Here is a 26454-nt window from a genome sequence, read left to right as displayed (position 1 = left end):
CCCTTTCATCGAAAAGACAGAAACTGCCCGTATGAAGCTTCATACGGGCAGTTTCTGCTATCTCGGTGCTGCTTGTGGGGGGACTAGTTGGGCTGCGGAGCCCGGTGGGATTCTTCGATCCCCAGGTCTGCGCCCTTGGTTTCCTTGACCATGCTCACGGCGATGAAGGAAATCACGCACAGGACCATGATGTAGATGCCGATCGATCCGGACCAGCCGGTGGCCCCGAGCAGCATCTCGGCGATCATCGGAGCGAACGCGCCGCCCAGGATGGCACCGATGGCGTAGCCGATGGAGACGCCGGAGTAGCGGACGCGGGCCGGGAACATCTCGGCGTAGAGCGCGGACTGCGGACCGTAGGACAGACCCAGGCCGATCGTCAGGACGAAGATGGACAGGCCGAAGAGCACCACGTTGGCAGTGTCGATCAGCAGGAACATCGGGATGGCCCAGAGGAAGACCCAGGCGTAGCCAATCTGGAAGGTGCGGATACGGCCGATCTTGTCCGAGAGAATGCCGCCGAACATCGTGAAGATGAGCCAGCCGAAGGAACCGACCGTGGTGGCCAGCAGCACTGCGGGACGCTCCATGCCCAGGGTCTTGCCGGCGTAGGAGGCGAAGAACGCGATGACCAGATAACCGGCGGCGTTGTTGGCGATGAAGATCAGTGCCGCAAGGATGACTTCGCGGGAGTTGTACTTGAACAGCTGACCCAGCGGAGCGGAAGATTCCTTCTTACGCTGCTGCATTTCCTTGAAGACAGGGCTTTCATCCACGGACCGGCGAATGAAGTAGCCCACGAAAATGAGGACAACGGAGAGCAGGAACGGCACACGCCAGCCCCACTCGAGGAACTGCTCCTCAGTCATCATGCTGGTGAGCACGAACATCACGAAGGTCGCCAGGATCATGCCGATGGGCACGCCGATCTGCGGGTACGCACCGAAGAAGCCGCGCTTGTTGATCGGAGCGTGCTCGACCGAGAGGAGGGCAGCGCCGCCCCATTCGCCGCCGGCGGAGAAGCCCTGCAGGATGCGCAGCACCAGCAGCAGGACCGGAGCAGCAACGCCAATCTGGGCATAGGTCGGCAGGACGCCAATCAGTGCCGTTGCGGCACCCATCATGATCAGGGTGAAGACGAGCATCTTCTTGCGGCCCAGCTTGTCACCCAGGTGTCCGGCGACGATGGCGCCGAGCGGGCGGAACAGGAAGCTGATGCCGATGGTGGCCCAGGAGACGATCTGCGCCAGAGCGGTGCCTTCACCCAGGGGAGCGAAGTACAGGGTGGCGAGTACCAGGCCGGCAGCCTGGGCGTAGATGAAGAAGTCGTACCACTCGATAGTGGTGCCAACCAGGGTGCCCGCAAGGACCTTGCGTTCTTCCCGGCTCATCCGCTGGGACGGGGCAGCAGACGCGCTTTGTGTAGTCATTGAAACTCCGTTGTTTTTGGCTGGGCGGCATTAACTGAAAGAACGGTCGGTAACCAGTCGATACACAATATCCACAGTGTGACTCCCGACACATCTTTTATTTCCTATGTGACGGGTGGTGGCTGAATGTTTCAGCCACGCTGTGAATCCGATAATCGAACACATGCTTCAGATAAAGAACTACGAGCACTATAGGGTCCCTGTGAGCTGCGACACAAGAAAGTGCTCATCATGAACGTTTTGTGACGAACTAGTCTTGGCGTATGTCTTCCCAGCAGCCCGCCTCGCCTCAGTCCGCCGGCCCGCAGCCCGCCGGCACCGACCCTGCCGGTGCCGCCAAGGACCCGGTTGGACCCGCGCAGGTCAGCGATGATCTTTCGGTGCGCCGGCATGTCCTCCCCTCCGGCCTCGCCTACACCACCACCACGGGCCGGATCGTGTTCCGGCGGGAAGGAACCACTGACGGCAAAGCGGACGGGTTCCAGCCGAAGGCGGAAATCTTCCTCGCCGCCTACACGGCGGACCGCGACGACGCCGGCAGCTCCCCCAATCCGCGTCCCGTCGTCTTCGCCTTCAACGGCGGTCCGGGCTCCTCTTCGGTCTGGCTGCATCTGGGCCTGCTGGGGCCGCGCCTGGTGGATTCGGGCGACGCCGGTAACCTCACGGCCGCCCCCTACGGGCTGGTCGACAATCCGCAGACCCTGCTGGAACACGCCGACCTGGTCATGATCGACCCGGTCAACACCGGATTCTCCCGTGTGGTGGACGGGAACGCCGCGGACGAGTTCCACGCCTTCGAGCAGGACCGCGACCTGGTGGCGGAAGTCATCCGGCTCTGGACCACCCGGAACAACCGATGGCTGAGCCCGAAGTACCTGGTGGGCGAGTCCTACGGCACGCTGCGCGCCGTCGCCGTCGCCGGCCGCCTCTTCGATGCCTACGGGATGTCCGTCAACGGGCTTGGCCTCATCTCCACCGTCCTGAATATGGGCACCCTCATGTTCGCCCCCGGCGTGGACACGCCCTACGCCCTGCACCTGCCCACCTACGCGGCGATCGCGCACTATCACGGGAGGCATCCAGGCAGGGAGCTGGCCGATGTGGTCCGCGACGCGGAGGAATACGCGGCAAGGGACTATGGGTATGCCCTCAGCCAGGGCTCCCGCCTGACCGAGGAAGAGTTCGACGCCGCGGTGCAGCGGCTGGCCGAGCTCACCACCCTGGACCCAGGGTTCATCCGCCGCACCAACCTGCGCTGGGACTACGCCCAGTTCTCCGCTGAACTTCTCCGCGGGCAGGAGCTGGCCGTGGGACGGATCGACGGGCGCTTCACGGCTCCGGCCGAAGACCCGCAGGCCTCCGTGAACTGGGACGATCCCAGCCTGGCTGCGATCAACGGTCCGTACTCCGCGGCGATCAACCACTACGTCCGCGCTGAGCTCGGCTACGAAAACGACCTTCCGTATGAAGTCCTGACCGGCCGGGTCCAGCCGTGGAGCTACAAGGATTTCGAGGGCGTGCCGATAGACGTCACGCAGACCCTGGAGCGGCTGATGGCACATAACCCGACCCTGCGGGTGCATGTGGACTACGGCTACTACGACGGCGCCACGCCCCACTACGCCGCGGAGTACGTCTGGGCACACATGCGCCTGACCGGCGCAGCCCGCGCGCGCTTCACCCACCACTATTACGAAGCCGGACACATGATGTACCTGCAGCCCGAGGCACGGCTGGGCCAGCTTGCTGCCCTTGCGGAGTTCGTTTCACCGCCCGCAGGATAGGTCTATTCGGCGGCGGCCCAGTCGGTGGGCGTCATCATCTCGGGCCGGGGAAAAGGACGTACCTACCGGCCAAAACGGCCTGCCGCGGAATGATGTGAGCCGCTAACGCGTGGCGAAGTGGATCCAGACGCCGATGATCCACGCCGTTCCGGCCGCGAGCGCCAGCCCAAGTTCCACCAGCATTCCCAGTCCAGTGGCCTTCAGTGCAGCCCAGGAGGACGACGCCGCTGCCGGGAAGCTGCGCTGGCGGGCGTATTCGCTGAGCAGGAGCCCGCCGGCAAACCCGACGATCAGCCCCACCACCGGAATAAAGAACATCCCGGCAATGCCCGCAGCCAGACCAATCAGCACGGAACGGTTGGGGATTTGCCGCTGTTTCAGCTTCCTGCCGGTCAGGACAGCACTGGCGGACAGCCCCGTCAGCGCGAACAGGGCTCCGAAAGCGAACGACCACCAGCCGGCGCCGCTGCTGACACCAATGGCCCAGCCCAGGAACGCCAAGAGAATCAGGATGCTGCCGGGAAGCACAGGCACCACAATTCCTGCCACACCCACGGCGATCAGCAGGCCGGCGACGAGGGTGATGATGAGGTCCGTATCCATGCGGCCAAGTCTTCCACGCGGCGGGCCCGGAGGCAGAAACCAGACAACTGACGCTACAGTAAGGTTACTTATGAAGTCATCACCTTCAGTCCGGCACCCCAACGGCAACAGGAGAAGCAGATGAGTACCGAATCAGGCAGCACCGCTGCGGGTGAACCCCGCCGCCGGCAGGCAGACGAAACCCCTTCCCGCGAGGACGCGGGCACCGCATCGCCCCGCCCATCCAGCACCGACAACGAGCCGGACGTCACCCGCCGGCTGGAGACACCTTCGCGCGGGGAACACACCGGCCGCGCCGAAACCACCGGCAATTCAGGCAGTTCCGGCACCAATGACACGGAAGTGCTGAACACCGGCGCCACCGGCACCAGGGACCCGGACGGCACCGCCCACCGGACTGACGGACACGACGGCCGCCACCAGGCCGCAGAGCAACCTGTCATGCCGAACCGGGAAGCGCTGCTGGCGGCAGAACGCGAGCGCTTCGGCGGCATCAAGTTCGGAGCTGCGTTCTTCGGGTGGCTGACCGCCACCGGCATGGTGGTGCTCCTCTCCGCCCTGGCCGCAGCCATTGGTGCTGCAGTCGGCGTCTCGACTGACAGCGACCTGGGCGCCGCCCTGGACCAGGTCACCTCCAACCAGTCCGCCAACCTGGTCGGAGCGATCATCACGTTGGCTGTCCTGCTGCTCGCCTACTACGCCGGCGGCTACGTCGCAGGGCGGATGGCACGGTTCAACGGAGCCAAGCAGGGTGTGGCCGTGTGGCTCTGGGCGCTGGTGGCCGCCGCCGTCGTCATCATCCTGGGCCTGATCCTGAACGATGACATCCGCAGCCTCACCCAGCTGAACACTGTGGCATCCCTGCCCCAGGACCTGGGCGACGTGAGCGCCGGAACCTGGCTGGCGCTCCTGGCTACCGTGGTGGTCAGCCTCATCGGTGCCATTCTGGGCGGACTGGCCGGCATGCGCTTCCACCGCCGGGTGGACCGCGCCAAGTTCACCCCGGCAACGGCCTAACCCCCGGAACGCGAAAGCCGGCCCCGCGGACAGCGATGCGGGGCCGGTTTATGCGTTCCGAACCGCTATCCCGCTGCGGCCGGACCGTACTCGTAGAACCCCGCACCCGATTTCCTGCCCAGGCGACCCTCTTCCACGAGTGCGGCGACTGCGGTGCTGGGCCTATCCGCCGGATCCCCGGTTTCGGCATAGGTGCACTCCGCCATGAAGTGAATGACGTCCAGTCCGACCATGTCCATGAGCGCGAACGGGCCCATGGGATGGCCGAGGGCAGTCCGGGCGGTGGCGTCGATGTCCTCGCGGGTGGCCACACCGGCCTCCGCCAGTGCCATGGCTTCACGCTGAATCGCCCCCATCAGCCGGTTGGCGATAAAACCGGGAATCTCCCGGTTGATCAGCACTGGTTCCTTGCCGAAAGCACGCGCCAATGCCATGACTGCCTCCACGGTCTGCTGTGAGGTGGCTTCATGTCGCACCACCTCGACGCACTTCATCACCAGGGCCGGATTAAAGAAGTGCATGTTGCAGACCTTGTCGGGGCGGCCTGACTCCCGCGCGATCTTGGAGGACCCCAGCGTCGAAGAATTGGTGACAAGGATCGTATGGGGCGGACAAATTCGCCCAAGTTCGGCAAAAATGTCCCGCTTGATGTCCAGCCGCTCGGTGGCGGCTTCGATGACGACGTCGGCACGGGCCGCTGCGGACAGGTCGCCTGCATACTCGATACGCCCCAGCGCCGCTGACGCGTCCTCCTCCCTCAGCTTTTGCTTGTCCACCCGGCCCTTGGCCCAGTGCGCCAAATCGTGTTCCGCTGCGGCCAGTCCCTCAGCTGAGATGTCCTGAAGGATGGTTGGGAATCCGGCCAGAGCGGCGGTCATGGCGATCTGCCGGCCCATCGTTCCAGCCCCCACGACCATGACGCGGGTGTTCCGAAGATCAGGGTCCGTATACACAGCTAAGCTCATGCCGAACTGCCTCCGCGCAGATAGACAGTAGTGGTGTGGGTGAAGAACTCGCGGGCCGCGCTGCCCTGTTCCTTGGGCCCGTAACCGGATTTCTTCGTCCCGCCGAACGGAACGTGCGGATCAGCCCCGGCAGACTCGGAGTTTATGTGCAGGATGCCAACGTCAAGTTCATCGAGCGCGTCCAGGATACGGGTGGCATCCTGCGTAAACACTGCGGCGCTCAGCCCGAACTCACTTTCGTTGGCAAGATCGAAGGCGTCCTGAACATTTGCGGCACGGCGTACGGCCAGCACCGGCCCAAACAGTTCTTCCCGCCACACGATATTCTCCGCCGCGTCCCCCGCCGGTATCTCCAACACCGAAGGTGTGAGAAAACTGCCTGTTGCAAGGGAGATTCCGCCGTCAGCGGGGTCCGGTGTGCTTCCGCAGACCAGCTTGGCACCCTGGTCCAGAGCGGTACGGATAGCCGCGCGTATTTCATCAGCGGCCGCTGCGGAGACCACCGGACCCATGTGGGTGGCAGGGTCCACCGGATCACCCACAACCCATTCCTGCAGACGGGATTGGAGCCGTTCCAGGAACTCGTCCGCAATTTCTTCCTGAAGGATCAGCCTGGATGTTGCAGTGCACTTCTGCCCGCTGGAACGGAACGCCCCGAAGAGGACCTGGCCAACGGCGAGTTCCAGGTCTGCATCGGCCAGGACGATCGACGCATTTTTTCCGCCCATCTCTGCCTGCACCGGAAGTCCCCGCAGTGCGGCTTTCCCCGAAAGGGTCCGGCCCACACCTGTGGAGCCCGTGAAGGTGAGGCCGTCCAGGTCAGGGTGCTCCACGAGTTCGTTGCCCAGTTCTCCAGAGCCGAACACGAGGTTCAGGACTCCTGCCGGCAGTCCAGCCGCTTCCAATGCCTGCACCAGCCGCATCGCCAGCAGCGGCACCAGGCTGGCGGGTTTGAACACCACCGTGTTCCCGTAAATAAGTGCGGGCGCTATCTTCCACGCCGGGATAGCGATCGGAAAGTTGAATGGCGTAATGACCCCCACAACCCCGAGCGGCCTGCGGGTAACGAGGATCCGCTCACCCCGGCGCGGGGACGAGAAAACCTCCCCTGCCGGCCTGTCCCCCTCGTTGCCGTAATACCGGAGGATTTGAGCGGCCCGGGCCACCTCCCCAATCCCTTCCGCAAGGGTCTTACCTTCCTCGCGTGCCAGCTCCAGGCCCCACGCCTCGGAGTTGCTTTCGAGGTACTCTGCAGCTCGGACAAGCACCGCACCACGCTCATGCATCGGAGTGCGGGCCCACCCGGGCGCGGCCGACCGGGCTGCGGCCATCGCCGCGCGTACATCAGAGGCGACTGCTTCCGCGCCGTGCGCAACAATTTCTCCCGGCCTCGCGGGATTGGCTGAGACCAAGGTGGCGCCCCTGCCCTCACTCCATTCGCCGTTGACGTAGATCTGCAGTCCTGCAGGCTCGCGCAGCGGGGCCTGAGCAAGGTCGGTGGTCGTTTCCATATTCCTGTCCATTTCATCCAAGGGCACAGTTCGACTGCACAGATATCTCTAGCGGAAGGCCGGGACGCCGGTGAGCTTGTTGCCCAGAATCAGCGTGTGCACCTCGTCGGTTCCCTCATAGGTCCGAACGGATTCCAGGTTGTTCGCGTGACGCAGCGGAGAGTAGTCCAAGGTGATGCCGTTCCCGCCCAGTATTGTCCGGGCTTCCCGGCAAATGGCGATCGCCTCCCGGCAGTTGTTCAGCTTGCCCAGAGAGATCTGGTGGAGGCCCAGCGTCCCGGCGTCTTTCTTGCGTCCGATGTGCAGCGCCAGCAGGAATCCTTTGTTGATCTCCAGGGCCATGTCCACCAGCTTCTGCTGGGTCAGCTGATACCCGGCCAGCGGTTTCTCGAACTGCATCCGCGTCTGGGCATAGGCCAGTGCATCCTCAAAGGCGTCCCGTGCCGCACCCATGGCACCCCAGATAATGCCGTAACGGGCCTCGTTCAGGCAGGAGAAGGGTCCCCTGAGGCCTACGGCGCCGGGAAGGACGGCCTCAGCGGGCAGGCGCACTTCAGTCAGTTCAATTTCGCACTGGATCGAGGCCCGCATAGAGAGTTTCGGTTCAATCGGGGTGGCGGTGAATCCGGGGGTCTCGGTGGGGACCACGAATCCCCGAATACCGCCCTCGGTCTGCGCCCAGATCACGGCCACTTGCGCTACGGATGCCAGACCGATCCAGCGCTTGGTACCGTTGAGCACCCAGTCATCGCCGTCGCGGCGGGCAAAGGTGGTCATGCTGGAGGGGTCGGAACCCGCTGTGGGTTCAGTGAGGCCGAAGCACCCGATGGCCTGGCCTGCAGCCATGGCCGGCAGCCACTGCTTCTTTTGTTCTTCCGAGCCGTGTTTGTGGATGGCGGACATGGCCAGCGAGCCCTGGACCGAGACGAAAGTCCGCAGCCCGGAGTCACCGGCTTCCAGTTCCGCCCCGGCCAATCCGTATTCCACTGCGGAACGCCCGGCGCAGCCATAACCGTCCAGATGCATTCCCAGCAGGCCAAGCTTGGCCATCTTGGGGACGATCTCCAGAGGAAAGTGCGCGTCTTCGTACCAAGCCGCGATGTTCGGTTTTATTTCCGCCTGGACAAACGCCCGGACCTGGTTCCGCAATTTCAGTTCGTCGGGAGAGAGCAGGGCATCGAAATCAATGAGATCGCTCGGTTCAAGTTCGGTTGTCAGTGCGTCGGTAGTCATCTGTCTTTCCCTTATTAGCTGGGGTTCGAATAATGGATGGGGGTCGTGCTGCATAGAAGGTCTTGATGTTCGCCCAAGCCAGGAGGAACACGGGTGTACAGGGCGGGCGTCCGGGAGAGCGCGATGGGATTAGCAATATGGCGTGTGGTTCGCCCATTCGATCCGTCGGTTATGGCAACAACTGGTTCCAGGCCCAGGGACTCGGCAAATTCGATGGCCTCCAGCACGGAGTTCACCTTGCCGGCCGGGACGCCGGCTGACATAAGCCTCCTCTGCCATTCCGCGGCAGTCCGGCCTTGAAGTGCCTCCTCGATCAGCACCTTCAACTCCCGCCTGTGCTTCACCCTCAGCGCATTAGTTGCGAATCGTCCGTCCCGGCCCAGGCCCTGGAGCCGAAGCTCACCGATCAGGGATGCAAACTGCCTGTCGTTGCCGACGCCCACCGCGAGTACGCCGTCAGCCGTTTCGAAGGTTTCATACGGCGCGATGCTTGGGTGCGCGTTACCAAGGCGGGCCGGCGCCTCTCCCGTGGCGAGGGTCCCGCTGGCCTGGTTGGTCAAGCCTGCCAGCAGGGAGGTGAGCAGCGAAATCCTGACCTGCTGCCCTTTCCCTGACTGTTCCCGCTCCCGCAGCGCCAGCAGGATTCCAGTTATTGCGTTCTGCGCGGCAAGCACATCTACCAGCGCCACTCCGACCTTGCTGGGCGGGCCATCCGGCTCCCCGGTGATGCTCATGAGTCCCCCCAGCGCCTGGACCAGCAGGTCGAACCCAGGAAGGCGGGCGCCCTGCCGGTCCCCAAATCCTGAAATGGAGCAGTACACCAGCTTGGGGTTATGGTCCTTGAGCTGGTCGTAGCCGAGACCGAATTTAGTGAGGACTCCAGGTCGGAAGTTCTCAATTACCACGTCGGCTTCCATGATGTGTTCCATCAGGGAGGCCAGATCGTCCGGGTTATTGAAGTCGACCACCACGGAACGCTTGTTCCGGTTTACGGCGGTGAAATAGGTGCTGGTTCCGTCCGGCGTTACCGGCGGGCACCAGCTGCGGGTTTCGTCCCCGAACGGGCTTTCAACCTTGAGGACGTCGGCTCCGAAATCTGCAAGCATCATCGATGCCAGGGGGCCGGCCAGAATCCGCGACAGGTCGACAATCCTGATGTTGTTTAAGGGCTGAGGCATCTTGTCCTGACTTCCCTGATCCAGGGTTACGTGCTGCATGGCAATGGCTAGTAGCTCGACGGCGCCGAGGTGCCTTTTGCGGCACTCCGGCTGTACTTGGCAGCGAGCGCTTCGGCACCACGGGCGAGAAGGGCTACGTCGGCGCCGACATTGATGAAATCTGCACCGGCCTCGGCATAGGCACGGGCCTGAGATTCCTGGAAGGCATTAACGCCCACGATCTTGCCCTGGGCCTTGACGGTCCGAATAACACGCATGACCGATTCGACCACCTCGGGGTGTTCCTGCTGCCCGAGCAAGCCCATAGTCGCTGCCATATCCGCGGGACCGATGAAGATGCCGTCGATCCCTTCCGTGGCAGCGATCGCAGCGGTGTTGGCTGCAGCTTCTACGGACTCAATCTGCACGAACAGCGAGATGAAGTCATTGGCCCGGGCCAGATAGTCAGGGACGCGGTTCCAGCGGGCTGAACGTGCCAGTGCGGCACCGACACCGCGCACACCCTGCGGAGGATATCGCGTTGCCTCCGCTGCCTGCCGGGCCTGATCCGCGTTGTGGACCATGGGCACAATCAGCGACTGGGCGCCGATGTCCAGGAACTGCTTGATCACCACCGGGTCGTTGACCGGGACCCGGACGACGGCCACTGGCGGGTATCCGGCGATCGCCCGGAGCTGGGCCAGGACGGATTCGAGGCCCATCGGCCCGTGCTCCCCGTCGATCAGCAGATAGTCCAGGCCGGACCCGGCGCAGATCTCGGCGACGCCGGCGTCGCCCGAATTCAGGAACATTCCCGCTGCCGTGCCGCCGCCTCCGAACAGATCCTTGAAGGACCTCGGAGGGTCTATTCGAAACGGCATGTGACTGTCCCAAGCTTTCCGTAGTCCGCGGCAATGGTGTCGCCTTTATGTACCCACAGCGGGCGGGTGAAGGAGCCTGCCAGGATGATTTCCCCGGCCCCGAGTCCATCGCCGTGGGCCGCGATTGCGTTAGCCAGCCAGTAAACTCCAGCCGCTGGGTGATTCAGAACGCCCGCCGCCACGCCCGTCTCTTCCACCGTCTGGTTCTTATAGAGGATCGCTGAGATCCAGCGCAGATCCACGGCCTGAGGGTCGACGGGGTTGCCGCCAACAACCATTGCTCCCATTGCGGCGTTGTCGCTGATGGTGTCAACGATGGTCCGGCCCTCCATCTCGATGCGCGAGTCCAGAATCTCCAGCGCCGGAACAACGTACTTTGTTGCATCGAGGACATCGAAGACTGTCGCATTGGGTCCGCGGATGGCTTTGCCCAGGACAAATGCCAACTCCACTTCCACACGCGGATGGGTGTAGTCGTCCCACTGGATGCTGCTGCCGTTTTCCAGCACCATGTCATCAAAAATGATCCCGTAATCCGGCTCCGTAATGCCGACGGCCGCCTGCATGGCCCTGGATGTCAGACCGATCTTGCGGCCGGCCAGGCGGCGCCCGTTGGCTTCAGAGCGCCGGCGCCAGAGGTCTTGCACCCGGTACGAATCCTGGACATCCATGTCCGGATACCGTGCAGTCAGCCGTTCAATCGGAACGCGGGTCCGCCCCGCTTCGACGAGTTCGTCGGCTATGGCAGTGATGGTCTCGTCACTGAGCATGGTCAGCCTTTCGTTTGAGGGTGAGGGGTGGAGGCCCAGCGGTGACGGGTATTCACCATCCGGTCCTGATGACGTCCCCGCGTACCTGCTGAAAGAGTTGGCGGGTCCCGCGCTGAAGGACACCGATATCACTGCCGACCGCCACCAGGGCGGCTCCCTTCATCGCCCACTCACGGCTGTCAGCGGGCGAGCTTGCGTAGAGCCCAAAGTGCCTGCCCACACTCTGGACTGTCTCAAGCACATGACCCAGCGCTTCACGGACCTCCGGATGCCGGGCGTTCCCGAGGTGGCCAAGCGAGGCAGCCAGATCTCCCGTCCCAACAAAAACGCCGTCGACGCCTTGGACCAGGGCGATTTCCTTGACCGACTCCAACCCTGCAGCAGACTCGATCTGCACAAAAAGACAGATGGATTCGTGGGCTGTCCTGAGGTAATCGGCGTGGCGCCCGAAGTCGGCCGCCCTGTTCAGTGTGCTGGCCACCCCGCGGTTACCCGCCGGAGGGTAACGCGTCGCCGCAACCACCTCAGCTGCATGTTCTGGCGTCTCGACTCCCGGCACCAGGAGGTTCCGCACCCCCAGGTCGAGGTACTGCTTGATTAGCGTCGGATCGCGGTCCGGAGTTCGAGCCATAACCTCCACGATGCCGCGGGCTGACTGTACCTGTCCCAGAACGGTCGTCAGGGTGTTGGGCGCGTGCTCGCCGTCGATCAGCACCCAGTCCGCACCTGATCCGGCACAGATTTCGGCAGAGTACGGATTCGCGAGCCCCATCCACAGCCCATACTGGGGTTCGCCGGATGCCAGCTGATCCTTCAGGGTCATGGCAGGGCCCCCGCAGCGGCACTTTCCAACGCGTTCAACGCTTCAGAGCCTTTCGGTTTCGAGCGTGCATCTTCCGCACCCAAGCAGGACGTGAGAGCCACATCATCAGGATCACGACGACGGCGGAAACCGCTGTCATCATCACGGCAACAGCTGCCACCTGGGTGAACAGCCCTTCTCCCCAGACCTGGAACAGCAACGCACTGACCATGGGGGTCTGGCCGGTGCCGAGGAGCACGGCCACCTCAAGGTCGCCGATGATCCGCACGAACACCAAGGCGAAGGTGGCAAGAATGCCCGGGCGCAGCAGCGGCAGCACAATCTGTCCAAAGGTCCGCCCGGCTCCCGCTCCGCAGAGGCGGGAGGCGTCTTCCAAGCTGCCGTCGATTTGAGCGGAGGTTCCTTCAAGGGAGATCACTGCGTAGGGCAGGAATGAAACGAAGTACGCCATGCCCATAATCAGCAGTGTGCCGCCGAGGTTGAAAGGGGCAGCGGCGAACGCGAATATGAATGCCGCCGCCAGGACTGCACCAGGGACAACCCCGGGAAACTTGGCTGCTGCCCCCGCCGCTTTGGAAACCCAGTTGTTGGACTGGCGGGCGTAGGTCAATATCAGCGTTGCTGCCATAACGACCACGAAGCCCGCTGTGATTCCCAGGAACACCGAGTTGCCAATGCCTTCAACGGCACCGCCAGACCCGGAGGCCATTACCCGGAAATTCTCCACGGTCCAGTTCGGGGCAAAAATGTCCGGCTGCCAGTACTTCTGGAGGCTCAGGTAGATCACCGCAGCAAGTGGAAGCACGGCGGCGCAGAGGATGTATGTCAGCCCAAGCATCCGTACCGGCCAGCGCCAGCGGCCGAGCGCGATCCTGGCGACCTTCGGCGCCTGGCCGCCCATCCGCGCAAAACGCTGCTTTGAGATCACGGAGTGCTGGAGATAGTACAGAACCAGCAGCACCACCAGCAGCAGGACACTCAGCCGCACAGCGGTGCCATAGTCCACTGGGTAGGAGTTCTGGATCGAGCGGACAATCCGCACGGACATGATGTCCAGGTCCGTCCCGCTGCCAATGATGGCCGGAACGGAATACACACCTGCCCCGATGATTGTGGCAAGGATGAATCCGGAGAGGAGCGACGGCGCCACTGCCGGCAGCGAAATGGTCCGGATAACCCGCAGGGTGCTCGCGCCTGAGGCACGTGCGGCCTCCTCCAGCGACGGGTCCAGGGACCGCATCGCCGCAACGATAGGAAGGTAGGTATAGGGAACGGTGAGAAGCACGTACACCAGGATCATTCCGGCGGCCGAATAGATCTGGAATCCCATGGGTTCCAGCACGCCCGACAACAGGCCCACCTCAGGGCTGGCGAGGACCACCCAGCCAACTGCCAGGGCGACCGCCGGCAGGAACAGCGGAATAAGCGGCAGGGAATCACCGATCGATCCCAGGCCAGCGTCCGTGCGCTCGTTGACCCAGGCCAGGAGGGCGCCGATAGCCAGGGACAGGAAAGCGCTAATGCCCACCACCACCGCAGTGTCCCGGATCATACCGGGGAACCACGGCTCCCTCACCAGCTCGATCCAGGCATCCAGCGGTCCGCCCGCCCTTTGGAACATCTGGAACAGGGGGTAGGCAACCAGGAAGACCACGAGTGCCGAGAGCGCGACAAGCAGTCCGCCGAAGGCGCGGTTGCTCAGTGTCTTGGCCCAGCCTCGCCGGACAGGAGGCCCTCCGGGGGCGTTTTGGTGATCCTTCGCCTGAGGCCTTTGAAGTGTTGGGCTGCTAGTCATCGGTTACCACCCGCAGGAACTCCGAGGGAATGCTGACTTCGATCTCGCTGAGTTCCCGAAGCTGCGGGTCCGGGGCACCGAAAGCCCACACAGTCACAACCTGCTCGCCCAACTGGCACTGGTATTCGGTGTGCGACCCGGAGAAGGTCCTGGATATGACCACGCCATGCCAGGCCTCGGCATCGCCGGTTCCGGCTGCCGCAGGCACAATCCGGCACTTCTCCGGACGGATCATCACTGTCACGGTGTCACCCGGGGTGACTTCGAAGACCGGGTCGTCGGCACGCCGGCTTACCTGCATTTCCCTGCCGCACAGCTTCACCTTCATGCTGTCCGCCGACTGCTCGCTGACAGTGGCCTCCATGAAATTGGCCTCGCCAATGAACTCCGCTGTCGAGCGGTTGCTCGGGCGTTCGTAGACTGCCACGGGCGACGCGAGCTGGTCCACCTTTCCATGCCGCATTACCGCAATCCTGGTTCCAAGGCCCATAGCCTCCACCTGGTCGTGGGTGACGTAGACCGCAGCGAACTCCAACTGCTTGTGAAGCCGGACCAGCAGCGACCTGAGCTTTACCCGGATTCTCGCGTCCACGTTGGACAGCGGCTCGTCGAACAATACGACTGAAGGCTCGGAGATGAGCGTGCGCGCCAGCGCAACGCGCTGCTGCTGGCCGCCGCTAATCATTCCGGGGTGCTGTTTACCCAGCCCACCGAGACTGACAAGATCCAGGTACTCCTCGGCCCGGCTGAGCGCCGCTGATTTCTTCACCCCGGCCGTACGCAGCGGATAGGCCACGTTCTCAAGCAGGTTCATGTGCGGCCACAGCGCATAGGACTGGAACATCATGTTGACATCCCGGTCGTTGGGGGCGAGGCCGATCCCTGAGGCGGAATCGTAGGCGGGCTGGCCGTTGATGCTAATCGAGCCGCTGGTCGGTGACTCCAGGCCGGCGATGCATCGCAGCAAAGTGGACTTGCCGCATCCACTTGGGCCAAGCAGGACAAGCAGTTCACCGGTTCGGACGTCAAAGGACACATCGTCGACGGCGTTGACGAACTCTCCTTCATGCCGCTGGAATTCCTTCACAACGTTTTGAACGGAGAGACGGATTGGCTTGGTCTCAGCGGCTGCCGGGGCGCCTTGGGCAACGGGCTGAATTTGGGTAAGGCTCACAGGTGGCCTCCTTATGGGGGAAGAGTTGGGCTTAGTCGAGTTCGAACGCGCTGAGGATGGTGTCGCGGTCTTTTACTGCGCGCAGTGGGTCTGCAATGCGTGCGTCATCCGGTGTGGGGCTGCAGCCTTCGACCTCGCTCTCCACGAGGGAGAGGTACAGGCCGTCACCGCAGAACGCGGACTGGCCGGCGGGGCTGAGCATGAAGTTCGTGAAAACCAAAGCAGCATTGGGATGGGTGGCGTCTGCGGCCACACCGAGCTGATTAGTAAAGGCAAACACCGGTTCCGGAATAACTACACCCAGCGGGGCACCCGAATTGACCAGTGTCTGGGAGTGGCCTTTGGCCCCGGGGGCTGACAGGGCGACCTGTCCGGCTGCCACCTTCTGGATGGCTGAAACCGATGAATCGAACCAATCGTCATTCTTGTCTCCGAGGTTCTTCAGGTATCCGCTGCCGTATTCATCCATCAGGAGCTGGTAGAAGGAGAGGACGCTGTCAGAAGCGACCTGCGGATCAGTCAAGGTGGCATCCTTCAGAAGCTCTGGATTCCCCAGGTCCTTCCAGCTCTCGGGAGCAGCCGTGATCTTGTCTGTGTTGTAAGTGAGCACCCACGGCGAGGTCACCAACCCAACATGGGCGTCATGCGCAAATCCTTCCCGGACGTCGGCGAGGTTCGGCACCACATCCTCGTTCAGGCCCAGGAACCAGTCAGGATCCTGATTGAACATGAGCGGGTCGGTGACGATCACAGCATCAGCGCTCTGGGCACCAATTGACGTTTCCGAGGCGAACCGGCTGCGCAGGTCACCCGTAGAGAGCCGGGTCATGGTTACCGAGATGTCCGGATACGCCTCCCGGAACGCCTCAACGAGTGCAGCGTTGACGTCCTCGGTTGCCGCCGAGTAGACAACCAGCTCCCCTTCGTCTGACGCCCGCTGCTCAATGTCGGCGAAGTCGGTACCAAGCTCTGTAGCCGCACTCTGGCCTCCGCAGGAGGTCAGGGCAACCGCGGCCAGCGTCAAACAGGCGACTCGGGGGAGGAAGGTGCTAAACGCAGAGTTCATCGATTGCTCCAAAGGGTGTCGCCACTTCACTGTGGCGGATTCAAACATGGTGTGACGGGTGTCACTCGGGTCATAAGACAGTATCTGTGCCTCAGGAATTACGTCTCGGGACAGCCTAACCAAGCACTTCCGAAGATTTAGATGAATGGACCATTACGCCAGGATGCCTCTTGCTGGAATGGCCCGGGGGTGGTATTCATCGTGGTATTCACCGCCAATTAGACAAAAGCAGCCCGTCCGAAGTTATTCGGGGGCTGCGATTGCCTAAATGTTTAGCTGGACTCAGTCAGCGAGTCCTTCGCTGCGTAGCGCGAGCCAGAGCCGGCTGGATGTGGTGGGATCCGTGAGATCCAAGCCCAGCATCTTTTCGGCTGAGGAGACACGGTAACGCAGGGTGTTCCGGTGGAGGGCCAAGGACTCCGCTGCTGCTTCCCAGCGGCCCCGGCAGCGCAGGTATTCGACCACCGCTTCCACCACCTGGGGACTGCCGTCGCGCTGAAGTTTGTGCACCCAGTCGCTGGGAGTCTCTCCTTGATAATGGGACCGGTCCACCACGGTGCCGGCAGGAGCCTTGCGGATGTCGTTCATCCAGTGCTGCCACCGATGTGAGAGCTTATTTGCGGGCACCTGCTCGGTCAGCAGCACCCTTAGGGCCGGGTGCCGGTCAACCAGCGCCACAAGTTCGGGAGCCATAGCCTGAAACTGGACGCGGTTCAGCAGGAGCCACAGCTCATCGTCGTCGATATACGCAAGCAGCTGACGCGCATCAGGCGGCATTGCCGCTTCGAGCAAATCGAGGAGATCGTCTGGATCCCATGCCGATACTCCTCGGACACAGACAATGTGGGGCCGGCTGGGCGGTGTGGCCAGCCCCATCTCTGCCGCAAGTTCCAAGGCGCTGTCTATCCGCTGGGAAAAGATCAGCCGGGTAATCGAGTCCCGCACCATGCGAGACGCTGTCTGGAGCCGGCGCATGTCCCGCAGCAGCAGCCGCAGAAGCATGGCAGCGCTGGCGCCGAATCTGTGCATCTCCGGATGCAGCGGCGCATCGCAGGCCAAAATCAGAACCGCTGTTGCACGCCCCTCAGCACCCACAGGGAACGCCATCAGCTCCTGCCCGGCAACCGATCGGCCGGTGGCCGGTTTAAGCGATGGACGGGGAATGATGGCCACCGCTTCAGCAAGCGCTTCCTGGTCTACCTCGCCTGAGGTCCCGGACTGCACGGACTCGATCAACCGGCCGCTGGTAGTAACCAGTGCTGCCCATGCGGCGCTGTTGTCCGTAAGGCAGCTGAGAATCGCAGAGATCGGGTATTTAGACCCCGATGCGCGGACCAGGTCCACGTATGCCAATTGTGAAGTCTCCATGACCTCTCCGAGACTAGTCGCTGTCAGGATAACTCCGCGCACTTTTTACCGTGTATGAAGCCGGTCACAAGAGAATTGAACTCTGAAGGCTTTTCGAAAGGCACCCACAAACCGCATTCCCCGAAAACGTGGAGCTGGGCACGCGGAATACGGCTTAGCATGAAGACCCCGTTCTCAAAAGACTGGGCCCGGTTCTCCCTGCCCCAGACAATCAGCGTTTGTGCCTGGATCTCATCCAGGCGCTTCCACAAGTCCTCGGGCGTGTGCCGGGTGGATGTCCTCCCCTCCGGTGCCTTCTCCATAAACTCCGGTTCAACGCTGGCTTCATACCGCTCGCGCACCACTTCCTCAGTGATCAGGGACGGATCGTAAAGCAGCTGGGAGAGGTAATCGTGCATCTTCTCCGGCGTCGGCCCGTTGCCCCCGTAATAGACTTGGCTGGCGGTCACCTTTCGGCGCAGTCCGAACATGGTCTGCCCACCGGCGGAACTAACCAGTACAAGCCGGTCTACGACCTCCGGCCGGTCCACAGCCAGCCGGATGGCCACAGCACCTCCTGTGGCCATCCCCAGCACGTTTGCCCGATCAATTCCCAAAGACTCGAGGAAGGCCACCATGACTTCGGCGTACATCGCGTTACGCCCGGTCCCCACGTCGGGCTTGTCTGATTTTCCGTAGCCGGGAAGATCCACGACGATCACCCGGAAGTGCCGCGAGAGTTCCTCCACATTGCGGCCGAAGTTACCCCAGCCGAAGGCGCCCGGGGCACCGCCGTGGATGCAGAGCAGCACGGGCCCCTCGCCGGCCTCGTGGTAGTGGACACGGACGTTGCCGGCTTGGGCAAACCTGGACGTTGAGTCATACGTCAGCATGCTGCCCCCACGTTGACCCGGACATCCGGCAAGGCGTCCCCCTGCAGCGGCGGCGCCTTGATTCGGCGGTCCCATCCAGCGATGAAACGCAGGACAAAATGGTTGAACTCCTCTGCGCGCTCAACCATGGTCCAGTGGCCACAGTGCCCAAACACCACCAGGTCCGCATGAGCGAATGATTCCATTCCCGCCAGCGCGTCTTCAGGCGGGTTCACCCTGTCTTCCCTCCCAAAGAGGAACAGCATGGGCACCTGGCAGGCCCCGGCCTGGTCTGCTGCAAACGGGTAGTCCGTTTTGCTGGCTTCCCTCAGCCGGGTGGATTCCTGGTGCTGCTCGTACGCCCCGGGGCGTTCTGCTACCCGGGTGCGGAACTCCACCAACGGCTCCGGGATCATCCGGGGGTCGTGTACGAGGTGTTCCATGGACCGTCGCACCATCACCGGTGAGTACTCCCCCATGTCCTTATGGGAGGTCAGGTTCGGCTCGAACCGTGATCCGGAGTCCCACCTCGCTCCGCCGGTCCCGACGACCACCCCTCCTGCCACCCGGTCAGGGTGCGCCAGCACCAGGCTGGAGAGCACCATCCCACCCAGTGAGTTGCCGACCACATAGGCATGTGGCAACTCGAGAGCGTCAAGAAGCCGGATCACCAGGTCTACCTGGTTGGGCCGGACTGCCGGAACGTCCCCGGGAGTCTCTGTGAAGCCATACCCGTAGAGGTCCGGGGCGATCACCCGGTGGCCTGCGGCCACGAGAGCCGGGATGGTTAGGTAGAAGTTAGCCGCTGCGGTAATGCCGATGGCCGAGCCGTGGAGCAGGACCACCGGGGTGCCGTCCGGGCGTCCCTCATCCAAGTAATGAATGCGCTCGCCCGGACGGGTGGAGAGCCAACGGGATTCGTAGCCGAAGTACTCGGCAATGAGTGAAGAATCATCTGCGCTCATGGTTAACCGCTCATGCCAGGACAGGCCATTTGGCGAAGCCAATACCTGTGAAACAGGCGTGGACAGGCAGGTAGTCGATGACCTCACCGGGGCGGTTCATCGCCGCGGCCAGCGAAATCCAGGCACGGATCTCTCCGGTCCCCGAGCGCATGGTGTCCGAATCGAAACTGAACAGCTTGGCCAGTGCATCGACGTCGTTCCGCTCCACACGTTCCAGGACCCACTTGTCCAGCGGGACATCGATGTCTCCCCGGTTGAAGTCCTTGTCCGACGGGAAGTGGCTCAGTCCGCCCGAGGCGACCAGAGCGATCTTCTCCTCACGCATGTTCAGGATCTCGGCGATCGCGCGGCCAAGATCGGCACACCGTTCCCCTCCGGCCAGCGGGGTGTAGTACTCATTGATCAGGATGCAGACGATCGGGATCTCCCGCGACGGGTCGAGTTCGGGAGCAATCCGAGCAGCCATGTGGGGCAGCCCGTACCCGTCCCGGCCCTGGGGATTGAACCGGTTCAGGGTGGCGATGTCGAAATTCCGCTTAACCAGTCCATGCGCAAGGGCCTTGGCAACATCGACGTCGTTCTTGAAGGTAATGGTTGCGCGGTCTTTCATGGGAACGTCCCACTCGTACGCCTGATGCCCCCACATATCTTCCTCGCCGGTGTAGATGGCCAGCGTGGGGTTGTTCGAGAGGTTGAACAGATCGCCTTGGTCATCGCCGATGAAGACCAGCACGTCAGGTTCGTATTCCTCGACCGCTTTGCGCATGTCCGCGAAATCTTCATGGATCCGCGCGTAGAGCTCCTGGCAGTATTCCAGGCTGTCCCGCTGCCGTGCCGCCTCCGGGTAGCGTTCAAAGACGCCCGGGGCAACCCTGTCTGTCATCCACTTCTGCCAGTGCTCCGGGGGACGGAACATTCCAGCCGCATGGGAACATGCCAAGCCGAGACCAATCATTATGCATTCTCCTTTGTGTGGTGGAACCGAATAGGTTGTTCGCTGCGGGCCAGTGCCGTCAGCACCCGGTAGGCTGCTTCGACGTCGGCTTCCGGGATGCCTGAGAGTGCTGCTTCGTTGAAGCGGCGGGCATTCTCGGCTACCTGCAGGCGGAGGCTGCGGCCCTGGGGCGTCTGCCGGAAGCCCGAACCGGTGACTTCGACCAGGTTCTCCTCGATGAGTTCGCTCAAAGCGTCCTCGATGGCCTGCGGCCCCAGGAACGCCGAAGACACAAGTTCGTCGACGGTCTGTGGACCCGTTGAGAGCCTTTTGAGCACCCGGCTGCTGCCCACACTCAGCCCGAAACGGGACCTGTGCTCATCGAATTCCCGTGAAAGCCGGTGATTCACCGCGGTCACGAGCTGGGCGAAGGGAGCAGGCTCGCTCTCCGGCGAGGTGTCTTCCGTTGAAGCTGCGGCCCCGGTACCGGAGGAAGGGAAAGAAGCTGATGCGTAGCCGCCCTGGACGAACAGCAGCGGCTCCCCCTCGGCCACGGCGCAGCGCTCTACGTGTCCGACGAGGATCTGGTGGTCACCGCCGGGCAGGACGTCATAAGTCCGGCATTCAAAGCGGGCGATGGCTCCTTCGATCAGCGGAACCCCGGCCAGCCCTTCGGTCCACTCGATCTGCTCGAAAGCACCGGTCCCGCTCTGCGGCGAGGCGACGATGCGAGAGACATCCACCTGATCGGCCGAGAGCACGTTGACGGCAAAATGCTGTGCCCCGACGAACGCGGGAGCCCTCCCAGAGGTGTTCTGCACGGACCAGAGGATCAGCGGCGGGTCCAGTGACACCGCGGCAAACGAATTGACGGTCATGCCAACAGGCAAGCCTCCGTTGAGTGTGGTGATCACGGCGACGCCCGTGCCGTACTGGCCCAGCGCACTGCGGAACGCCCTTCGGTCCTGACCGGGATCACTGATCTGGTATCCGGCTCCCGGAGCCGCGACGACGCTCATCGGTGGTACGCCAGGGCGCGCATGGACGGGTTGTCTTCAAAGCTCGGACCCGGCAAGCCCAGCAAACACTGTGAATACAAGGTCGCGGCGGCCTCCCGGCCAGCTGAGCCGTGCACACGCATCGCGTGCAGGTCGCGGACAACCCGCTGAAGGTGGTTGGTCGAGAGGATCGCTCCCGCTCCGGCCACCGGCCAGATCTCCTGCAGGGCGTTGAGGCTGATGGCAATGGAATCCGCCGCCTCGAACCTGACCTTCATGCGTTGTTCCGGATCCGCCACACCACCGGCGCAGGCGATTTCGAACAGGCTGCGCCAGTTCTGGAGATGCCGTTCCTTCACCGTCTGCACAATCGAGATTGCCCCGGCTAGGCGGACCAGCAAATGGGGGTTTTCGGTGACCGACACCCCGGTGCCGCGGCGGGCCCGGCGGACTTTACTCTCGGCGATAAATTCCTCGAGGCCGCCCAGGGTGGCTCCGATCGCTGAGTTAGCCATGGTGGAGTTGAAGATGGACATAAACGAGACCCGGTAGAGGGGTCCGTCGTTGACCTCCCAGCCGGGATTCTGGTCGCTGTAGGTGTTGCTCAGCAAATGCACCCTGTAGTCGGGAACAAAGGCGTCGTTCACTGTCACGGATTTACTTCCGGTGCCCTTGAGCCCGGCTACGTCCCAGCTGTCCTGGGCTACGGAGAAGTCCCTGCGCGGAATGACGAAGTTACGGTCACCACCGCCCAGGATCACCCACTCGGCATGGTCAACGCCGCTGGAGAAGCCCCAGGTCCCGTTGACCACATAGCCGCCTTCGACTTGCGTCCACTTCCCGGTGGGGGCGTAGGAACTCGATGCGCGGGTGTCTGGTCCGTCCTGCCAGAACTCGTCCTGCAGACGCTTGTCCATAAGGGCGATTTCGAAGGAATGGACGTTGAGCTGGCCACCGATCCAGGCGGCGGAGGACTCCGCGCCGGCGATCTTCATGATGCCCTCGAAGAAACTGGCGGGGGCCATTTCCAGGCCTCCGTACTGCTGCGGGGTCAGGGCGCGGAAGACGCCCGCACGGGTCATGGCCTCAACGGTGGAATCCGGAACCATCCCGATCCGTTCCGTCTCTTCACGTCCGGCCCGGACCGTTCCCAGGATTTCGTCTACGGCGGCGAGGTAACGGGCGCCGGCCTGATAGGCGCGTTCCGAGTACTCGTCGCGGCTGGCACCGTGCCCGCTATGAACAGGTGCTGTGTCAATGGTTCCTAAGGTGGCGTGCATGCCAGGTCCTCTCGCATGGGTTGTGCAGCGGGCCGCAGCCGGAAGGCGAATAACGGCCACTGCGCCGGCGGCGCGTGACCGGTGGTGCAGCCGATCTATGCATCACACTAGGACCGGGCGAATGGACTGTCTTTGGCCGTAACGCCCAACCTGAGGCCTCCGTTTAGATAAGCCGTTGGGAACTTGACTCCAGTTGCCCTGTTATTCATGGACAGGCCGCTGTGTCTTGAACGCAAAAAACCGGCCCCGCGCGATGCGGGGCCGGCTTCTCTATCCGGAACTTACGGCGAAGGCATTCCGCCGTTGACGTTGAGCGTTTCACCCACCACGTAGCTGGACTCCGGGGATGCCAGGAAGACGTAGGCCGGTGCAAGCTCGGTAGGCTGGCCGGCGCGGCCAAGGGGCGTGTCCTTGCCGAACTCCGGCAAGGCGTCCTTGGGCTGTCCGTCGGAAACCTGCAGCGGGGTCCAGAACGGACCGGGAGCCACAGCGTTCACGCGGATGCCCTTGGGCGCCAGCTGCTGGGCCAGGCCCTTGGTGAAGTTGTTGATCGCAGCCTTGGTGCTGGCGTAGTCCAGCAGGTGCGGGGACGGACTGTAGGCCTGGATTGACGTCGAGTTGATAATGCTCGAACCGGCCGGGAGATGCGGCAGCGCAGCCTTGGTCACCCGGAAGAAGGAGTAGATGTTCGTCTTGAAGGTGTCATCCAGCTGTTCGTCGCTGAGGTCTTCAAGGTTCTCCACGGCAACCTGCTTGCCGGCATTGTTGACCAGGATGTCCAAGCCGCCCAGGCCGTCTACGGCGTCCTGCACCACCTGGATGCAGTACCCGGCGTCACGGAGGTCGCCGGGAAGCGCGACGGCGGTGCGGCCGGCACCCTTGATGACCTCAATCACCCTGGCGGCGTCTTCCTCTTCCTCCGGCAGGTAGGAAAGCGCGACGTCGGCGCCTTCCCGGGCGAAGGCGATAGCCACTGCCGCGCCGATGCCGGAGTCTGCACCGGTGATCAGCGCCTTGCGGCCTTGAAGCCGACCGGTTCCGCGGTAGGAGTCCTCGCCGCGGTCTGTCTTGGGCTCGAGGTCGGCATCGAGGCCGGGCTCGGGCTGGTCCTGCTTGGGCGGACCGACCGAGGGATACCGGTTGACCGGATCCTGGAACGTGTACTGGTCCGAAGTGTTTCCGTTGGCCATTAAGTTTCCCCACTTCCCATTGTGCATGGATATGGAGCCGCAACTCGCGGCCGCCTACATTAGGTAAGCATGCTTAGTATCCTATTGGGGGATGGCAGCGGCGGGCAAACCCGGCCTGTGGCCCGGACGGTGGGCGGGCGGAAAAGAGGTACTGGAGGCTTTAGAAAAAGAGCCCGAGGAAGCCGACGCTGATGCTGCCAACCAGGCCGATAATCAGGAGCCAGACAATGGGCGTGCGGTACTTGTTCATGTGTCGCATGGTCCGATCAGTCTACGCGGAATGCCGCTGACGGGTGAGGAACAGTCCGGCGGCTCGGGAGCGTGGAGTCGTTGGCGGGCACCTGCCGGTAGTACGAACAAGGCCGGGTCTAGGAAAAACCCGGCGCGAGCGGCAGACTTTCTGCAGGAGTTCGATCCGCAGCGGACAGACGGGAACACGAACCATGACAACCAACGGACGCAAGCTGATCGTGGTGGGCGTGGACAGTTCCGCCCTGTCAATCGTGGCACTGCAAACAGCGCGCCGGCTGGCGGAGCTCCTGCAGTGCCGGATTGAGGCCGTAACGGTCTGGAGCCATCCCATCGCACTGACCGCCCCGGTGGCATCTGCTGAGTGGTCGCCGAGGGTGGATGCAGAAGAGGCCCTGAACGAGTCCATACTGAAGGCGTTCGGCGATGACGTTCCCGAAGGGCTCACCAAACTCGCTGTGTCCGGCCAGCCGGTGCAGGTGCTGGTGGAAGCCAGCAGGAACGCGGAAATGCTGGTGGTCGGCAGCCGGGGCAGGGGCGGCTTTGCGGGACTGCTGCTTGGTTCAGTCAGTTCCGCAGCTGCAGCCCATGCCCACTGCCCCGTGCTGATCGTCCATCCGCCGGAAAAGGAATAACCGGCAGATCTGCCTTAGCGGGGAGCCGGGCAGGCGCCGCTCCCTGCGAGTTCGGCCTGGGCATCCCGGTCAGCGGAGCCATCTTCAGCGGTAACCCCGCCGGGCGCGGAAAGAGCCGCTGCCGGTGCGGCACCTGGTGCGGCGGGAGCACCGCCGTCGTGCACCGCATCCTTGTCTGCGGCAACCCGGCGCAGCGTGAACACGGCGCCGGCCGCAGCGGCCACCATCAGCACAATGCCGATCAGCGACGTCGCCACCACACCGGAGTCGAACGCAGCCTGGGCTGAGGACAGCAGCTCCGCGGCCTGCGGACCCGGCAGGGTTTTGGCGGCTTCCACGGCACCGCCGAGGGTCTCCGACGCGGCGGAGGCCGCTGCCGGATCCATGCCGTCAGGCAGTGCAATGCCGTTGCGGTAGCCGGCGGTGAGGATGCTGCCCAGTACGGCGGTGCCGAGCACGGCGCCGACTTCATACGCCGTTTCGGAGATGGCAGACGCGGCACCGGCCTTGGCCGGTGGTACGCTGCCCAGAATCAGGTCGTTGGAGATGGTCTCGGCAGAGCCGACGCCGATGCCCAGCAGCATAAAGGCGACCACCAGGCCCAGCGGGCTTTCGTTGTGGCCGGTCAGCAGCACCACACTGTAGCCGACGGCGCTGAAGGCCAATCCGCCTGCCACCGCGTAGGCCGGGCGCACCCTGCGCACCACCCGGACAACAGCCAAGCCGGCCACGATCGTGAGCATCAGGCCGGGCAGCATCATCAGGCCTGCCTCACGGGGCGTCTGCCCCAGGACCAGCTGCAGGTGCTGGGAGAGGAAGAGGATGAAGCCCACCTGGGCGAAGACGCTGAGCAGGTTCGCGGAAATGGAACCACTGAAGACGGGGTTGCGGAAGAGCCGGACGTCGAGCATCGGCTCGGGCCGGCGCAGCTGGCGGCGCACAAAGGCAGCACCGAAGAGCAGGCCAGCCGCCATCGGCACCAGGGAGTAGGCATCCAGCCCGTGCGTGGAGATGGACTTGATGCCGTAGACCAGCGGGAACATGGTGGCCATGACCAGCACGATGCTCAGGGGATCAATCTTGCCGGGCAACGGATCCCGGGACTCCGGCAGCAGGCGCGGCCCGAAGACCAGCAGCGGGATCAGCACCGGGACGGCAAGGAGGAAGACCGAACCCCACCAGAAGTGTTCCAGCAGGGTGCCGCCGACGATCGGCCCCAGGGCCGCGCCGCCGGAGAAGCCGGCAGCCCAGACCGCGATGGCGATCCGGCGCTGGCCCGGCACCACGAACATGTTCCGGATGATGGACAGGGTTGCGGGCATCAGCATGGCTCCGAAGAACCCGAGCAGCGCACGGGCACCGATCAGCGCCTCGGCGGACGGTGCGAATGCTGCAAGGACAGAAACCAGTCCAAACCCGGCCGTGCCGATCATAAGCAGCTTCCGCCGCCCGAACCTGTCCCCCAGGCTGCCCATCGGCACCAGGAGGCCGGCGAGGATCAGCGCATAGATGTCGATGATCCACAGCAGCTCCGTCCCGGTGGGCGCCAGGGCACGGGAAAGTGAGGGGACGGCAAAGCTGAGCACGGTGTTGTCGACCGCAACCAGCAGGACCACGAGCATAAGCACCGCCAGTCCCAGCCATTCACGCTTTCCAGCCCGCTGGAGCACGGGCCGTTCCTGTACCGCAGGCACAATTCCTCCTTGGATGCGGGCAGGGCTGTGCCTGCCAAAAAGTTGGGGTGACATAGACGCACAGGCGGACGCCGGGGAGCC

At 63.3% G+C, this 26454-nt stretch carries 23 protein-coding genes; 3 read left to right on the top strand and 20 right to left on the bottom strand.

The window, feature by feature from the left end:
- Positions 1 to 83: 83 nt before the first annotated feature.
- A complete protein-coding gene (locus LOC59_RS00205; RefSeq protein WP_227895996.1) occupies positions 84 to 1430 on the bottom strand; it encodes an MFS transporter in 1347 nt (448 codons plus the stop codon).
- Between the two features lie 263 nt (positions 1431 to 1693).
- Here LOC59_RS00205 and LOC59_RS00200 point away from each other — a divergent pair, with 263 nt between their 5' ends.
- Entirely contained in the window at positions 1694 to 3214 is a 1521-nt protein-coding gene (locus LOC59_RS00200) for a S10 family peptidase (protein ID WP_227895997.1), read from the top strand.
- Positions 3215 to 3316: 102 nt separating this feature from the next.
- Here LOC59_RS00200 and LOC59_RS00195 read toward each other — a convergent pair whose 3' ends face one another.
- Positions 3317 to 3817, bottom strand: a complete 501-nt coding sequence (locus tag LOC59_RS00195) for a DUF456 domain-containing protein (protein ID WP_227895998.1) — start codon at positions 3815 to 3817, stop codon at positions 3317 to 3319.
- A 120-nt stretch (positions 3818 to 3937) separates the two neighbouring features.
- On the opposite strand from LOC59_RS00195, the gene LOC59_RS00190 reads away from it, so the two are divergent.
- Positions 3938 to 4834, top strand: coding sequence for a YrzE family protein (locus tag LOC59_RS00190; RefSeq protein ID WP_229970019.1), 897 nt, complete (start codon positions 3938 to 3940; stop codon positions 4832 to 4834).
- Positions 4835 to 4899: 65 nt separating this feature from the next.
- On the opposite strand, the gene LOC59_RS00185 is transcribed toward LOC59_RS00190, so the two are convergent.
- The 17 genes from LOC59_RS00185 to LOC59_RS00105 form a co-directional block, all read right to left on the bottom strand.
- Positions 4900 to 5799 (bottom strand): 3-hydroxyacyl-CoA dehydrogenase family protein, encoded by a 900-nt coding sequence (locus LOC59_RS00185; RefSeq protein ID WP_229970016.1) that lies wholly within the window; start codon positions 5797 to 5799, stop codon positions 4900 to 4902.
- Positions 5796 to 7310, bottom strand: a complete 1515-nt coding sequence (locus LOC59_RS00180) for an aldehyde dehydrogenase family protein (RefSeq protein ID WP_229970013.1) — start codon at positions 7308 to 7310, stop codon at positions 5796 to 5798. Before LOC59_RS00180 ends, LOC59_RS00185 begins: the two co-directional genes overlap by 4 nt.
- A 48-nt stretch (positions 7311 to 7358) precedes the next feature.
- Positions 7359 to 8543, bottom strand: a complete 1185-nt coding sequence (locus LOC59_RS00175) for an acyl-CoA dehydrogenase family protein (protein ID WP_229970010.1) — start codon at positions 8541 to 8543, stop codon at positions 7359 to 7361.
- A 14-nt stretch (positions 8544 to 8557) separates the two neighbouring features.
- Positions 8558 to 9721, bottom strand: coding sequence for a CaiB/BaiF CoA transferase family protein (locus tag LOC59_RS00170; protein WP_229970008.1), 1164 nt, complete (start codon positions 9719 to 9721; stop codon positions 8558 to 8560).
- A gap of 47 nt (positions 9722 to 9768) precedes the next feature.
- Positions 9769 to 10581, bottom strand: a complete 813-nt coding sequence (locus LOC59_RS00165) for an aldolase/citrate lyase family protein (protein ID WP_269440036.1) — start codon at positions 10579 to 10581, stop codon at positions 9769 to 9771.
- Positions 10566 to 11351, bottom strand: a complete 786-nt coding sequence (gene hpaH, locus LOC59_RS00160) for a 2-oxo-hept-4-ene-1,7-dioate hydratase (RefSeq protein WP_229970006.1) — start codon at positions 11349 to 11351, stop codon at positions 10566 to 10568. Before hpaH ends, LOC59_RS00165 begins: the two co-directional genes overlap by 16 nt.
- Positions 11352 to 11403: 52 nt before the next feature.
- Positions 11404 to 12174 carry an HpcH/HpaI aldolase family protein gene (locus LOC59_RS00155; protein WP_229970003.1) on the bottom strand — a complete coding sequence of 257 codons (771 nt, stop codon included), beginning with the start codon at positions 12172 to 12174 and terminating at the stop codon, positions 11404 to 11406.
- 34 nt (positions 12175 to 12208) lie between these two features.
- Positions 12209 to 13969, bottom strand: coding sequence for an ABC transporter permease (locus LOC59_RS00150; protein ID WP_229970001.1), 1761 nt, complete (start codon positions 13967 to 13969; stop codon positions 12209 to 12211).
- Positions 13962 to 15143: an ABC transporter ATP-binding protein gene (locus tag LOC59_RS16715; protein WP_229969999.1), complete on the bottom strand. Its 1182-nt coding sequence runs from the start codon at positions 15141 to 15143 to the stop codon at positions 13962 to 13964. The genes LOC59_RS00150 and LOC59_RS16715 overlap by 8 nt, the downstream gene beginning before the upstream one ends.
- Before the next feature lie 31 nt (positions 15144 to 15174).
- Positions 15175 to 16209, bottom strand: coding sequence for an extracellular solute-binding protein (locus LOC59_RS00140; RefSeq protein WP_229969996.1), 1035 nt, complete (start codon positions 16207 to 16209; stop codon positions 15175 to 15177).
- A gap of 282 nt (positions 16210 to 16491) precedes the next feature.
- Entirely contained in the window at positions 16492 to 17577 is a 1086-nt protein-coding gene (locus LOC59_RS00135) for a helix-turn-helix domain-containing protein (RefSeq protein WP_229969993.1), read from the bottom strand.
- Between the two features lie 23 nt (positions 17578 to 17600).
- Positions 17601 to 18449 carry an alpha/beta fold hydrolase gene (locus LOC59_RS00130; RefSeq protein ID WP_229969991.1) on the bottom strand — a complete coding sequence of 283 codons (849 nt, stop codon included), beginning with the start codon at positions 18447 to 18449 and terminating at the stop codon, positions 17601 to 17603.
- Positions 18443 to 19393, bottom strand: a complete 951-nt coding sequence (locus LOC59_RS00125) for an alpha/beta fold hydrolase (RefSeq protein WP_229969989.1) — start codon at positions 19391 to 19393, stop codon at positions 18443 to 18445. Before LOC59_RS00125 ends, LOC59_RS00130 begins: the two co-directional genes overlap by 7 nt.
- 10 nt (positions 19394 to 19403) lie before the next feature.
- Positions 19404 to 20276: a hypothetical protein gene (locus LOC59_RS00120; protein WP_229969987.1), complete on the bottom strand. Its 873-nt coding sequence runs from the start codon at positions 20274 to 20276 to the stop codon at positions 19404 to 19406.
- 71 nt (positions 20277 to 20347) lie between these two features.
- On the bottom strand, positions 20348 to 21346 hold the full coding sequence (locus LOC59_RS00115) for a flavin reductase (protein WP_229969985.1): 999 nt from the start codon (positions 21344 to 21346) through the stop codon (positions 20348 to 20350).
- Positions 21343 to 22605 (bottom strand): hypothetical protein, encoded by a 1263-nt coding sequence (locus LOC59_RS00110; RefSeq protein WP_229969982.1) that lies wholly within the window; start codon positions 22603 to 22605, stop codon positions 21343 to 21345. Before LOC59_RS00110 ends, LOC59_RS00115 begins: the two co-directional genes overlap by 4 nt.
- 281 nt (positions 22606 to 22886) lie before the next feature.
- Positions 22887 to 23795, bottom strand: a complete 909-nt coding sequence (locus LOC59_RS00105; RefSeq protein WP_229969980.1) for an SDR family oxidoreductase — start codon at positions 23793 to 23795, stop codon at positions 22887 to 22889.
- 443 nt (positions 23796 to 24238) lie between these two features.
- Here LOC59_RS00105 and LOC59_RS00100 point away from each other — a divergent pair, with 443 nt between their 5' ends.
- Positions 24239 to 24679, top strand: coding sequence for a universal stress protein (locus LOC59_RS00100; protein WP_227896003.1), 441 nt, complete (start codon positions 24239 to 24241; stop codon positions 24677 to 24679).
- Positions 24680 to 24693: 14 nt separating this feature from the next.
- Here LOC59_RS00100 and LOC59_RS00095 read toward each other — a convergent pair whose 3' ends face one another.
- Positions 24694 to 26373, bottom strand: coding sequence for an MFS transporter (locus LOC59_RS00095; protein WP_442860554.1), 1680 nt, complete (start codon positions 26371 to 26373; stop codon positions 24694 to 24696).
- Positions 26374 to 26454: the final 81 nt, after the last annotated feature.

Source organism: Arthrobacter sp. zg-Y916, from assembly GCF_020907385.1.
GTDB classification, from domain to species: Bacteria; Actinomycetota; Actinomycetes; order Actinomycetales; family Micrococcaceae; genus Arthrobacter_B; species Arthrobacter_B caoxuetaonis.
The sequence above is the reverse complement of the archived record's forward strand: the minus strand, read 5'-3'. Positions and strand labels throughout refer to the sequence as shown.